Below are 12,438 nucleotides of genomic sequence, written 5' to 3'. Positions count from 1 at the left end.
GGTAGAGTGGGAAGCGAACCGCGGTGTCAGTGCCGCACGCAGCCCCTGCCTCCCGCTCCCCCGCATCCCCGCTGCGGTGCGACGGCCCCCGGCTCCGGCTCGCGCGGCGGAGGAAGTGTGGCCGCCCATGGACGAGTTCGCGTTCCGCCCCACCCATGTCGCCCCGCCGGGCGGACTGGCGAGCTGGGCGGCCCCGGACCCGGCGCAGCCGTCCACCCGGCTCGACCCGCTGCTGCCGGTCCGGCTGATCGCCGACCAGGGCGACTGGGCGCAGGTGCTGTGCTCCAACGGCTGGACGGCCTGGGTCGACGGCCGGCTGCTGGTCGCCCTCCCCCAGCCGCCACCCGCCGCGGGCGCTCCCCCGGCCCGCACCGCCGACCCGCGCCCGGCACTCGCCGAGGCCGAGGCCGTGCTCGCCCGCCACCGCGCCCTGCTGGAGGACCTCGCCGCGGGCACCCTGGACCTGGAGGCCTTCCGGGAACGCACCCGCGGACTGCGGATCGGCCTGGTGGCGGACGGCGAGTCGCTCTGGGTGTTCGACCCGGTGCACGACCGCTGGTGCTACTGCGACGGGCTGCAGCTCCAGACCTACGCGGCCACCGACCGGCCCCGGGCCCGGGAGTCGGCGGCCCCGGGGACGGCACCGGGAGCGACGGCAGCGACCTCGGCGGCGGCGACGTCGGAGGCGGCGGCGACCTCGGAGGACGGCCCGTACGCCCCCACCCGGACCGGCGAGTCGTGATCCCCGCCGAACCGTCCTCGCCACCGAGCCTGCCCGCGGGCCTGGTCGGGCAACGGGTGGCCGGCTACCGGCTGGAACGGGAGATCGGGCGCGGCGGCATGGCCGTGGTCTACCGGGCCAAGGACCTGCGGCTCGGCCGGACGGTCGCGGTCAAGCTGCTGGCGCCCGAGCTGGCCCGCAACGAGGTGTTCCGGCAGCGGTTCATGCACGAGTCCGAGGCCGCCGCCGGGATCGACCACCCGCACATCGTCCCGGTCTTCGAGGCCGGGGAGCACGACGGCATCCTCTACCTGGCGATGCGCTACGTCGAGGGCGGCGACCTGCGCGCCCTGATCAGCCGGGACGCCCCGCTCCCGATCGAGCGCACCGCCCGGCTGGCCCGGCAGATCGCCTCCGCGCTGGACGCCGCCCACGGCCACGGGCTGGTGCACCGGGACGTCAAGCCGGGCAACGTCCTGGTCGCCCCCGGCACCGACCGCGAACACCCCGAGCACCTGTACCTGGCGGACTTCGGGCTCACCAAGAAGTCCCTGTCGCTCAGCGGACTGACCAGCGTCGGCCAGATCGTCGGCACGCTCGACTACGCCGCGCCCGAGCAGATCTCCGGCCGGCCGCTGGACGGGCGCTGCGACCAGTACAGCCTCGGCTGCGTGGTCTTCGAGATGCTCGCCGGCACCCCGCCGTTCCGCCGGGAGAGCGACCTCGCGCTGCTCTGGGCCCACCTCAACGACCCGCCGCCCGAGCTGCGCCCGCACCGGCCGGACCTGCCCGGGGCGGTCCAGGCGGTGGTCGGCCGGGCGCTCGCCAAGGCACCCGAGGAGCGGTACGCGGACTGCCTCCGGTTCGTCGCCGAGCTGCGGGCGGCCGGGGACCCGGCCCGGTGGGCCGACGGCGGGCCGCCCACCCGGGTCGTCCCGGCCGTCGCCCGCGCCCCCGCCCCGGCGCCGCCGGAGCCGCCCGCCTGGGCCGCCCCGGTCCTCCACCCGCCGTCCCGGGAACGTTAGGGCGTGTCCGACAAGCCCGAGGGAGCCACCGACCATGAACGCCGTGAGCCAGCTCTCCGCCATGCTCGCCGCCGCGATCCACCTGGTGGCGTGGCCGCTGGAGAGCTACCTGTACGGGCACCCGCGGGTGCGCTACCTGCTCACCGGCAGCACGGCGGACGCCCCGGAGGTGCGGCTGTGGCGGTTCAACGTCGGCTTCTACAACCTGTTCCTGGCGCTCGGCCTGGTCGCGGGCCTGGTCCTGCTGCACACCGGGCACTCCGGGTCGGGACGGCCGGTGATCCTCTACATCGCCGCCTTCATGGTGGCCGGCGGGATCACCCTGTTCGTCTCGGAGCCCAGGGTGTGGCGCGGTGCCCTCGCCCAGGCCGTCCCGGCGGCGGTCGTCCTGCTCGCCGGACTGCTCTGAGGCGGGTCACGTCGCCACAGCACGACGACCGCACGACCACCGGCCCGCCGCGCCGGACGCCGCCGCCCGCCCCCGTCAGCCGCCGGTCTCCTCCGTCACCTCGCCGCGGTGCCGCACCCGGGCCGCCAGCAGCGCCCCGACCGCCCCGGTCACCAGCCCCCAGCCCGCCCCCAGCGGCACCGCCGTCCACAGCGCCGGGCGCAGCGTCAGGCTGCCGCTGCCCAGTGCCGCCACCGGGTTGTCGCCGCCGAGCACCGCGCCGAGGAGGTCCCCCAGCCCGCCCTGGCCCAGGCCGACGCCCAGCACGGACAGCCCGTAGTCGGCGTCCATCCGGGTCCACAGGCCGATCAGCAGCACGGTGACGGCGGTGGCCAGCGCGAAGCGGACGGCGTGCTGCCAGAGCCGGACGGTGCGCGGGGAGCGGCGGGCGGCGAGGAAGGCGGCGGCGATCAGCAGGACGGCGGCCAGCGGCAGCAGCCACCAGCTGCGCGCGTCGTGGTCGGCCAGGGTGCCGAGGTCGATGGTGGCCTGCTTCCCACCGGGGGCGCGCAGCACCGCGCTGAGCGGCTTGGGGACGGGCAGTCCGAGCGCGCCGACCAGGTGGCCGTACCAGGTGGCGCCGAGGCCGATGCCGAAGGCCAGCCAGACCAGGTCGGGCAGCGCGAGCAGCAGCACGGCCAGGATCTGCCGGGCGTTGCCGTGCACGATCGCCGTGACGACCCCGGCCACCGCACCGATCGCCAGGTAGGCCAGCAGCACCGTCCAGAGCGCGAACGCGGCTGGCCGGACGGCGAGTTGGTAGCGCAGCAGCCCGCGCGGCAGCGGCGCCCGCCGGGACACCGCGAAGACCGCCGCGAACACCAGCAGCAGCCAGGCCAGCCCGATGCCGATCGTGGTGGCGCCCTCCGCGTGGAAGCCGATGTCCGGGGTGAGCCCGAGCGCACCGCCGATGGTCTGCGCCAGGCTGCCGCCGATCTCGACCGTGAAGGTGTGCTTGGCGGTGACGGTGATCACCACCAGCGCGATCAGCCAGAGCACCACCACCCGGGCGATCCGGCCGAGCAGTTCGCCGCCCCCGGCGACCGCGCGGAAGCGCAGTTGACGCAGGAACACCTCGGCCATCACCACCGCGCCGACCAGGGAGACGGTCAGCGGCATCGCGTTGACCCCGGCGTCCACGGCGGCGAAACTGCCCGCGCCGCCGTCGAGTTGGACGGATCCGCCGACGGCCAGCGCCAGCGTCGCGGCGAGCACGGGCGGGAAGCCGCCCTCCGGCAGGTCGTCGGCGCCGGCCAGCCAGAGGCCGAGTGCGGCCACCGCCGCCATCGCGACGAGCCCGGCCAGCACCACGGCGAGCGCGTCCAGCCAACCGCGGACGGCTCCGGGCGGGCCGGCCGCCGCGGTGGTGGTGGTGGGCTGCTGCATACCGCCTCCTCTGCTCGGATCCCGCTGTTCGGATCCCGCTGCACGGGTTCCTCTGCTCGGGTCCCTCTGCTCGGGTCCTGGTGACCGGATCCCGGTGCTCGACCCCTGGGAACGGATCCCGGTCGCCGAACGGCGCCGGTCCGTTCCCAGGGTGACCGACCACCGCACGGCACGCTCGGCGACGGCGGTGCCACCTGCTGTTGCGGCGAACGGGGTACGGGGGGAGAAATGGAACCCAGTGGCAGGAGCCTCCCGTGTCGGCCGTTCCCCCCGGCCGCCTGCGAAACGGAGCCTCGATGAGTTCCCAACCACCTCCCCCCGGGCCGCCGAGCGAGCCGCCCCACGGACCGCCCTCCGGTCCGCCGTCCGGCCCGCTGGCCGGTTCGCCGTCGGGCGGCGGGCGATCCGGACCGCCGTCCGTACCGCCGCCCTCGGGACCGTCCGGGCCGGCCTCCGGCGGTGCGGGCGACGGCGGCCGTGGCCCGGGCACGCCCTGGTGGCGCTCCGGGAAGGCCCTGTCGGTGGCGGCGGGCGTGGTGGTGGCGGCCGTGGTGGCGACCGTGCTGGTCGTCACCAACCAGGGCGGCAAGAACCAGGCCGTCCCGACCGCCAACGAGGTGGCCCTGCAGGCCCCGGCCGACGCCGGTCCGGACCCGTTCACCCCTTCGGTGGAAACCCAGGGGATGAGCGCCCCCGCCCCCGCGCCCACCGGCACGGCCCCGACCGGAACGGCGACGGCGCAGCCGGGCGGCGTGCCGAGGAGCGCCTCGCCGGCCGTCCTGCACAGCGTGGAGGGCAGCTCCGCCGGGCTGTACGGCGGGACGATGAGCCGGCCCAGCTGTGACACCGAGCGGCTGATCGGCATGGTGCAGAGCGGCGAGGCCGGGCAGGCCTGGGCCTCGGCGGCCGGCATCGAGCAGTCCGCCGTCCCGGGCTACCTGCGCTCGCTGACCTCGGCGTACCTGCGGGCGGACACCCGGGTGACCAATCACAGCTACAAGAGCGGCGCCGTGGTCGAGTTCCAGTCCGCCTTGCAGGCGGGCACCGCCGTGCTGGTGGACGCCCAGGGCGTGCCCCGGGTGCGGTGCGCCTGCGGCAACCCGTTGAAGCCGCCGGTGCTGATCAGCGACGCCACGTACACCGGCAAGGCCTGGGCGGGCTTCCAGCCGACCACGCTGATCGTGGTGGTGCCGGCGCCGCGGGCGGTGACCGAGATCGTCCTGGTGAACGTCGAGACCGGCGGCTGGTTCTCCCGGCTGACCGGGCGGGTCGACGTGGTGGACCGGCACGTCGGTCCGCCGACGGGTCCGCTGGTCCCGGGCGTGCCGCCGCCGGTGCCGTGGAAACCGACCGTGCCGACGGCGGGGGCCTCGACCTCCACGGCGTCCACGTCCACCACGTCCATGGCACCGTCCACGTCCGGCTCCTCCGGCGCCTCGTCCGGGACCGGAACGGCGACCGGGTCGGGCACGGCCATCTCCGGATCGACGTCCTCGGGTGCGACCACGTCCTCCGGGACCGCTTCCTCCGGGTCGACGTCCACCGGGACCTCGACGGGGACCGGCTCGGCCACCACCTCCACCGGTTCCTCCCCGGCGAGCCCGACCGAGCACTCGGCGACCGCCGAGACCTCGGCCGCGTCCACCGGCACCTCCGCCGGTACGTCGTCCGCCGGGGGTCCGGGCACGCCGACCGGCACCCCGACCACCAAGCCCCCGACGGCGACGACCGCCACGACCGCGGCCACGGCCACGGCCACCGGCGGTACCGCGACCGGGGTGACCACCACGCCGAAGTCGCCCGTCAACACCGCGCCGAAGGCGCCCCTCGCGACCTGCGCCACCACGGCCCCGTCGACCCTGCCGCCCTGCCCGGCGGCGACCGGCGTCACCGGCCCGACCAGTGCGCCCGGTACGCCCGGTACACCCCGCGAGAACGGTTCATCCGGCACCACACCCTGACCCGGGCCCGCGCCCGGCTCCCCCGCCGCCACCGTCCGACCGTCGGCCGGTGGCGGCGGCACGTCTCAGGGCAGCAGCACCTTCGCGTCCTCCGGTCCGAGCAGCCGCCCGTCCGCCGCGTGCACCTCCACCGGGGCGACCGGTGCGCCCGAGGCGCGGTCGACCAGCCGAGCCCGCGGCTCGTCCTCGGCGAAGAACCACTGGTCGCCCCACTGCCGCAACGCGGTGATCACCGGGAACAGGGCGCGCCCCTTCTCGGTGAGGACGTACTCCTGGTACGGACTGCCGTCGGCGGCCGGGGCGAGTTCGAACACGCCGTTGGCGACCAGGTTGGCGAGCCGCGCCGAGAGGATGTTCTTCGCCAGCCCCAGGTTCTTCTGGAACTGCCCGAAGCGGCGCAGCCCGTCGAAGGCGTCACGGACGATCAGCAGCGTCCAGCCGTCGCCGACCACGTCGAGCGGGCGGGCGACCGGGCAGGCCGATTCCTCGTGCGTGGTGCGTTTCGGCACGTCTTTCCACCTCTCAGCCGGTCGGCGCCCAGCGTACCGCCGGACTTGCGGTTGCTTATTGAAACCAGGATATGCCAGGGTGAAGCGGTAGCGCTTTGAAACCACTGCTGCCCATCGAGGGGTTCCCGCCCATGACCTCCCCCAGCCACCCGGACCTGGCCACCTCCGACACCACCTCCAGCTCTGCCACCTCCTCCGCCGGAGCCGCCCCAGCGACCCCCGGCCTGTCACCGGCCGTCGCCTGGCTGCTCTCCGTCACCTGCGGCCTCGCCGTCGCCAACGTCTACTACTCCCAGCCGCTGCTGGACCTGATCGCCCGGGACTTCGGCATCGACCCGGCCGCCATCGGCCTGGTCGGCACCCTGACCCAGGTCGGCTACGCGATCGGCCTGCTGCTGCTCGTCCCGCTCGGCGACCACGTCGACCGCCGCACCCTGGCCACCGCCCAACTCGCCCTCTCCGTGCTCGCCCTCCTCGCCGTCGCGCTCGCCCCCTCCGCCCCGCTGCTGCTCGCCGCGATGGCCGCCGTGGGCGTCCTCGCGGTGGTGGCCCAGGTGGTCGTCGCCCACTCCGCCTCGCTCGCCGCACCCGGCGACCAGGGCCGGGTGGTCGGCACCGTCACCAGCGGCATCGTGGTCGGCATCCTGCTCGCCCGCACCGTGGCCGGGACGATCGGCGACCTGGCCGGCTGGCGCGCCGTCTACCTGGTCTCCGCCGTCGCGACCGGCGCGATGGCCTTCGCCGTCGCGGCCGCCCTCCCGCCCGAGCGCCGCCGCGCCGCCGACCGGATCACCGGACGGTCCGGCTACCTGCGGCTGGTCGGCTCGGTGTTCACGCTGTTCGCCGAGGAGCGCGTGCTGCGCGTCCGGGCCGTGCTCGCCCTGCTCACCTTCACCTCCGTCACCGTCCTGCTCACGCCGATGGTCCTGCCGCTCGCCGCACCGCCCTTCGAACTCAGCCACACCGAGATCGGCCTGTTCGGGCTGGCCGGGGCCGCCGGAGCCCTCGGCGCCGGGTACGCGGGCCGCCAGGCCGACCGCGGCCACGCCGAACGCACCGCCGGCATCGGCCTGGCGGCCATGCTCGTCGCCTGGCTCCCGGCCGCGCTGCTGCCGCACTCGGTGTGGTGGCTGGTGCTCGCCGTGATCGTGATCGACTACGGCCTCCAGTCCGTGCACGTGGTCAACCAACACCTCCTCTACCAAATCCGTCCCGAGGCCCGGAGCCGGCTGACCGCGGGCTACATGCTGCTCTACTCCGCCGGCTGCGGAGCGGGCGCGATCGCCTCCACCGTGGCGTACGACCACGGCGGTTGGACCGCCGTCTGCCTGCTCGGCGCCGCCACCAGCCTCGCCGCGCTCGTCTACTGGTCCGCCACGAAGCGGAGTTGACCCTCCGCCGCACCCGCACCCGCCGGGACGCCCTGCGCGAGCACCTCGCGCAGGGCGCGGATCCCCTGCCGCCAGGCCGGGCCGGAGCCCGACTCCTCCCAGAGCTCGGCCGACTCCGACTCCTCCGCCACCACCCGGTCCAACGCCGCCACCGCGAGCGGGCGCAACCCGGCGGGCAGCGCGGGTATCGGCTCGTCGGGGCCGTACGCCGTCGTCACCGCCGGACCGCCCGGGCACTGCGCGGCGACCAGCGCCGCGGCCGCGACGGCCGCCACGCCCTCGTCACCGTCGAGGTACTCCGGCCCCCGGGCGGCGCGCTCCAGCGCCGCCCGGACGAGCTCCACCCGCTCGCCCGGGGCGGCCTCGTCGAGCTCGCCCGCGAAATCCGCCGCGGTGTCGTTGTCGAAATGACCGATGTCCCAGGTGCCCATGGGAATTCCCTTCGTGTTCGTGTGCGATGGATGCTGGCACACGGCACTGACAATCCGACCCGACGTCAACTGCGCGCAATATTCGCTGGCCGTCACCCCGGCGAACGGGCACAGTGCCCCCATGATCGGAACGGGACTGGACGAGGACGGTTGCATCGCGCGGGAGGGCTCGCTGGAGCGGGTCCCGGCGGAGTACGCCCCGGTGGTCGACGCCGCCCGGGCGCGGATCGCCGCCGCCTTCGGCCCCGCCCGGCTGCACAGCGCCTACCTGTACGGCAGCATCCCGCGCGGCACCGCGATCCCCGGCGTCTCCGACCTCGACCTGCTGCTCGCCCTGCACCGCCCGCCCACCCCGGACGACCGGGCCGCGGCCGACGCCCTCGAAGCCGCGCTCGACGCCGCCTTCCCACAGGTCGACGGCGTCGGCGTGCTGCTGTTCGACACCACCACGCTGCTCAGCGAGCTGGAGCGGCACGACCTGGGCTGGTTCCTCGCCTGTCTGTGCACCCCGCTGCTCGGTGAGGACCTGGCCGGGCGACTCCCCCGCTACCGCCCGACCTCGCTGCTCGCCCGCGAGACCAACGGCGACCTCGCGCTCGCGCTCCCCCGCTGGCGCGAGCGGCTGGCCGCCGCGAGGCCGGGCGGCGGGAGGCCGGGCGCCGCCGCTGCCGAGGGGGAACTCCGAGCGCTCAGCCGGGCCGTGTCCCGACGGCTGGTCCGCACCGGCTTCACCCTGGTCATGCCCCGCTGGAACGGCTGGACCAGCGACCTCACCGCCTCCGCGGAGGCCTTCGCCGCCCACTACCCCGACCGCGCCGACCAGATGCGCCTGGCCGCGGCCGTCGCCCGCACCCCCACCACCGACCACGCCGTGCTGGCCGCCCTCATCGACGACCTGGCGCCCTGGCTCGCCGCCGAGTACACCGCCGTCCACGGCACGAAGGCACCCCGCCCGGAGGCGACTTGACCGGAACGACAGAACCGACCGGAACGACCGAGCCGGTCGGCCCCCGGCTCAGTCCACGCAGGGGATCCCGCCGGCCTTCACCGCCGGCCCCTGCATCGGCAGCCCCGCGGCCGGGTCGGCCGAGCCGTCGGCCGGGGCCGAGGCGCCCGCCGAGGGCGCGGCCGGGGTGGGGCTCGGGGTCCGGGTGACGGCGAGGGTGACCACCACGTGGCCCGCCGCGACCGCCGAGGACGGCACGGCGGTGACGCCGTAACGGCCGGCGAGCGCCTGGGCGTCGGCCTTGGCGCCGCTGCCGTAGGTCACCGTGGTGGCACGGGTCCGGGCCGGGGCGTCGCCGATCCGGCCCGCCTGGTAGCCGAGTTCGACCAGGGCCTTGGACTCGGTGGAGGCGGCACCCGCCCCCGCCGCCGCGTTGACGTCGACCACGGACTTGGGCGCGGCGCCGGCCGAGGGCGTGGGGGCCGCCGTCTCGCTCGGGGCGGCGCCGGACGCCGCCTGGGCCGGGGCGGCCGGCGTCTGGTCCCGGTTGAACAGCTGCCGGACGATCTTCTTGATCAGGTCCGGGTTGACGGTGTTGACCTCCTGCCCGCCGACGGTCTTGAACCCGGTGATCGGCAGGGTGTTGAACTCGACGTTGCCGCCGGTGAGGTTGGGCGCCTGCTGGGCGAAGTCGAGGATGTTCCACTCGTTGTCGATCACGACGTCCTTCTTCACCACCCCGAACAGCTTCTGCATCTGCCCGAAGTCGTTGAGGATGCCCTGCTGCTTGAGCTTGTACTCGACGGAGGAGATGAACGCCTGCTGCCGGTGGGTGCGGTCGAGGTCGCCGTTGGTGAGGTGGTGGCGCTGACGGACGAAGGAGAGCGCCTGCGCGGCGTCCAGCGAGCTGATCCCGGCGGGGAGTTTGAGGCCGGTGCCGCCGCCCTCGTGGGTGGCGGTCCGGGCGATGATCGGATCGTCGACCGGGTGGTTGAGACAGACCTGGATCGGCTCGACCGCCTTGGCGATGTCGTAGAACCCGATCAGGTTGACCTCGGCGAAGTGGTCGATCGGGACGTCCAGGAAGCTCTGCACGGTCTGGATGGTGGCCGACCGGCCCGCCTCCCGGCTCTGCCGCTCCAGGTCGGCCTTGGACAGGCCCTTGCCGGTGAGCTTGGCCTCGGCGGCCTCCTTGGCGATGCCGTAGGCCTCCTTGATCTTGTGCATCTTGCCGTCGGCGCCGACGGTCTGGACGTAGTCGTCGCGCGGGACGGAGAGCGCGGTGACCTTGCCGCCGTTGGCCGGGATGTGCAGCACGATCAGGGCGTTGGTGTTGTAGCCGCCGATCTCGCTGGAACCGGCGTGCAGTTCGTCCTCGACGAACTGCTTGGGCAGGTCGTTGCCGTCCATGTCCTTGCGGCTGTCCAGGCCGATCAGCAGCAGGTTGACGGACTTGTCCAGGTGCGCCGGGGCGTTCTTCTTCGCCTCGCTCAGCGCGCCGGACTTGATCATGCCGTCGTCCAGGCTGCGGTACTCGTACCAGGTGAAGCCGCTGGCACCGAGCACGGCGACCGAGACGGTGCAGGCCAGGGTGCGGCCGGCCACGGTCAGCGGGACCGAACCGCGGCGCGGGCTCCGGCCACGGGGCCGCTTGGACGGGCCGGGTCGTCGGGGGCGGTCGGGGCGCTCAACCACGGCGGCCCCTTCCGTTCGGGCCACCGGCCGCCCTCGCGGGCCTGCGCCGGTCGAGCACCACGCGCACCACGATCACCAGCAGCGCGACGGCCACCGCCTCCGCCATCACCGGGAACGCGCCGACCACCCAGCGCACCGCGCCGGTGCCCAGGCCCTTGCCCTGGTACTTCTCCGGGTTGGCGGCGAACTCCACGCCCGAGGCGCTGAGCAGCACCACCAGCGGGGCGCCGGTCACCACCCACCAGCGCCCGGTCCGGCTGCACAGCGCGGCCGCGATGCCGGTGCCGAGCACCGCGCCGACCGCGAACAGGATGCCGACCCCGGGACCGCCCAGCTCGTCCGCCATCCCGCCGAGCAACGGCAGCCCGACCGCCCCGAACAGGGCCACCAGTCCGCCGCGCCGACGGGCCTGCTGCCTGCGGCGCGAGGCCCCGGCACGCTGGGCGCGGGCCTCCCGCGACCGGTCCGGGTCGCCGCCGGCCGCGCGGGAGCGCTGGGCGGGCACGGCGGGGTCCTCGGTGCGAGGTCCCGCGTCCTGGTACGGCGTTCTCGCCCGCTGGCCGGCCATGCGCACTTCCCTCGATCGTTGCGGCGGTGGCGGCGCGACCGCGCCACCGCTCGTGCCGGGACGCCATCCGTCCTGTGGCGGTACCCGCCGTCTACAGGCCCGTAGAGGCTGGTGTGGAGCATACAAACCCATTTCAGCAAAGTCACCCGCCGCCGATCCGCGACGGCGGACCGACCGGCGGGCCGTCGTTAAGATGACCATGATCCCCGCCACGTCGGCACACCAACAGGAACGCATCAGAGGAGTAGAGCGTCACCATGTTTGAAGGTCTTAAGAACCTCGCGGACAAGGCCACCGACCTCGCCCGTGAGCACAGCGGCGTGCTCGGGCAGGGCCTGGAGAAGGTCGGCGACGCGATCGACGACCGCACGGACGGCAAGTACAGCGGGCAGATCGACACCGGCGTCGAGAAGGCGAAGGACTTCCTGCGCAACCTCGACGGGGACCACAAGTCCGCCGAATAGGACCGGACGTGCCCCCCGGGAGGCACGGTCGACCGTACGGTGATCGAACTGGATGACGGGCGAACGGGGAGGGACCGGCAGCGGTGGGCGAGGAGCAGAAGGGACCGCGCTGGGGGCGCTGGATCGTGATCGGCGTCCTGGCCGCGGCCGGCTGGGGCATCGTCCGCAGCGGGGGCCACGAGCCCGGGGCCGGATCGGCGGCGTCCTCCGCGTCACCCTCCGCCGGTGCCTCCCCGTCGTCCGGCGCCGCCCCGGGTACGGCCCCGTCAGCGACTGCCTCCAAGCCCTCCGGCCGCTACGACCCGGCCGACTACGCGGCACCGGTGCGCCAGTACGCCGCCGAGGCCGGGGTCAACCCCCAGCTGCTGATGGCGATCCTCTACAACGAGTCGTACAAGCCGCACGACCCGGACTTCGAACGGGCCTGGCAGCGCGGCAAGCCGGACGCCTCCTTCGGCATCGCCAACATGCACCGCGCCGCCTTCGACGACACCAAGCCGGGCCGCCCGTTCGCCTCCCGCCACTGGGAGGAGCTGCCGGACGACCGCAACCTGGCCGTCCAGGCCGCCGCCTGGCACCTCCACGACCTCGCCGATCAGCTCCCCGGCCGGATCGGCGCCCCGCTGAACAAGGACGAACTGCTCGCCCTCGGCTACAACGCCGGGGCGGGCAACATGCTCGCCTTCGCCCGGGGCGTCAAGATCGGCCCACAGGCGCAGTCCTACCTGGACCGGCTGCACGACAACTGGGCGAAGTCCGGCGAGGCCGTGAAGTAAGAGGTAGGACAGGGCCTAGGTGCAATGCCAGTGACTTAGGTCGTGCTCGCTCTGGTGATCGTGACGGTGGCCGGAGCGGGTGGTGGCCAGTTGCGGTGTTGGGCGCGTTTGAGGGGC

At 74.6% G+C, this 12,438-nt stretch carries 13 protein-coding genes; 8 read left to right on the top strand and 5 right to left on the bottom strand.

Annotation, left to right across the window (positions count from 1 at the left end):
* The first annotated feature begins 127 nt into the window (after positions 1 to 127).
* Genes ABTZ03_RS37330 through ABTZ03_RS37320 form a run of 3 tightly spaced genes read left to right on the top strand, consistent with a single transcriptional unit; the run spans position 128 to position 2,155 of the window.
* Entirely contained in the window at positions 128 to 742 is a 615-nt protein-coding gene (locus tag ABTZ03_RS37330; protein WP_350517642.1) for an SH3 domain-containing protein, read from the top strand.
* The gene (locus tag ABTZ03_RS37325) at positions 742 to 1,746 is read left to right on the top strand and encodes a serine/threonine-protein kinase (RefSeq protein ID WP_502894717.1); all 1,005 of its coding nucleotides are present in this window, start codon (positions 742 to 744) and stop codon (positions 1,744 to 1,746) included. Before ABTZ03_RS37330 ends, ABTZ03_RS37325 begins: the two co-directional genes overlap by 1 nt.
* 34 nt (positions 1,747 to 1,780) lie before the next feature.
* Complete coding sequence (locus ABTZ03_RS37320; protein ID WP_350517640.1) at positions 1,781 to 2,155, top strand: DUF1304 domain-containing protein; 375 nt, start codon at positions 1,781 to 1,783, stop codon at positions 2,153 to 2,155.
* Between the two features lie 75 nt (positions 2,156 to 2,230).
* Here ABTZ03_RS37320 and ABTZ03_RS37315 read toward each other — a convergent pair whose 3' ends face one another.
* Positions 2,231 to 3,580, bottom strand: coding sequence for a streptophobe family protein (locus ABTZ03_RS37315; protein WP_350517639.1), 1,350 nt, complete (start codon positions 3,578 to 3,580; stop codon positions 2,231 to 2,233).
* 521 nt (positions 3,581 to 4,101) lie between these two features.
* On the opposite strand from ABTZ03_RS37315, the gene ABTZ03_RS37310 reads away from it, so the two are divergent.
* The gene (locus tag ABTZ03_RS37310; protein WP_350517638.1) at positions 4,102 to 5,541 is read left to right on the top strand and encodes a DUF6777 domain-containing protein; all 1,440 of its coding nucleotides are present in this window, start codon (positions 4,102 to 4,104) and stop codon (positions 5,539 to 5,541) included.
* Positions 5,542 to 5,606: 65 nt separating this feature from the next.
* Here the strand turns inward: ABTZ03_RS37310 and ABTZ03_RS37305 are convergent, their stop codons facing one another.
* Positions 5,607 to 6,050 carry a winged helix-turn-helix transcriptional regulator gene (locus ABTZ03_RS37305; protein ID WP_350517637.1) on the bottom strand — a complete coding sequence of 148 codons (444 nt, stop codon included), beginning with the start codon at positions 6,048 to 6,050 and terminating at the stop codon, positions 5,607 to 5,609.
* 131 nt (positions 6,051 to 6,181) lie between these two features.
* Here ABTZ03_RS37305 and ABTZ03_RS37300 point away from each other — a divergent pair, with 131 nt between their 5' ends.
* Positions 6,182 to 7,441, top strand: a complete 1,260-nt coding sequence (locus ABTZ03_RS37300; protein ID WP_350517636.1) for an MFS transporter — start codon at positions 6,182 to 6,184, stop codon at positions 7,439 to 7,441.
* Here ABTZ03_RS37300 and ABTZ03_RS37295 read toward each other — a convergent pair.
* Positions 7,414 to 7,872 (bottom strand): DUF4259 domain-containing protein, encoded by a 459-nt coding sequence (locus ABTZ03_RS37295; RefSeq protein WP_350517635.1) that lies wholly within the window; start codon positions 7,870 to 7,872, stop codon positions 7,414 to 7,416. The two genes, ABTZ03_RS37300 and ABTZ03_RS37295, sit on opposite strands and share 28 nt — an antisense overlap.
* A 121-nt stretch (positions 7,873 to 7,993) precedes the next feature.
* On the opposite strand from ABTZ03_RS37295, the gene ABTZ03_RS37290 reads away from it, so the two are divergent.
* On the top strand, positions 7,994 to 8,839 hold the full coding sequence (locus tag ABTZ03_RS37290; protein ID WP_350517634.1) for a nucleotidyltransferase domain-containing protein: 846 nt from the start codon (positions 7,994 to 7,996) through the stop codon (positions 8,837 to 8,839).
* A gap of 48 nt (positions 8,840 to 8,887) precedes the next feature.
* Here the strand turns inward: ABTZ03_RS37290 and ABTZ03_RS37285 are convergent, their stop codons facing one another.
* Together ABTZ03_RS37285 and ABTZ03_RS37280 are read right to left on the bottom strand one after the other, a co-directional pair.
* Positions 8,888 to 10,423, bottom strand: a complete 1,536-nt coding sequence (locus tag ABTZ03_RS37285; RefSeq protein ID WP_350517633.1) for an LCP family protein — start codon at positions 10,421 to 10,423, stop codon at positions 8,888 to 8,890.
* Between the two features lie 82 nt (positions 10,424 to 10,505).
* Entirely contained in the window at positions 10,506 to 11,081 is a 576-nt protein-coding gene (locus ABTZ03_RS37280; protein ID WP_350517632.1) for a DUF6542 domain-containing protein, read from the bottom strand.
* 257 nt (positions 11,082 to 11,338) lie between these two features.
* Here ABTZ03_RS37280 and ABTZ03_RS37275 point away from each other — a divergent pair, with 257 nt between their 5' ends.
* Positions 11,339 to 11,545: an antitoxin gene (locus ABTZ03_RS37275; protein ID WP_350517631.1), complete on the top strand. Its 207-nt coding sequence runs from the start codon at positions 11,339 to 11,341 to the stop codon at positions 11,543 to 11,545.
* An 83-nt stretch (positions 11,546 to 11,628) separates the two neighbouring features.
* A complete protein-coding gene (locus ABTZ03_RS37270) occupies positions 11,629 to 12,321 on the top strand; it encodes a transglycosylase SLT domain-containing protein (protein WP_350517630.1) in 693 nt (230 codons plus the stop codon).
* Positions 12,322 to 12,438 lie beyond the last annotated feature (117 nt).

Origin of the sequence: Kitasatospora sp. NPDC096077 (assembly GCF_040303245.1) — a bacterium.
In the GTDB taxonomy this organism is placed as follows: domain Bacteria; phylum Actinomycetota; class Actinomycetes; order Streptomycetales; family Streptomycetaceae; genus Kitasatospora.
This window is presented reverse-complemented; position numbering and strand designations above follow the sequence as displayed.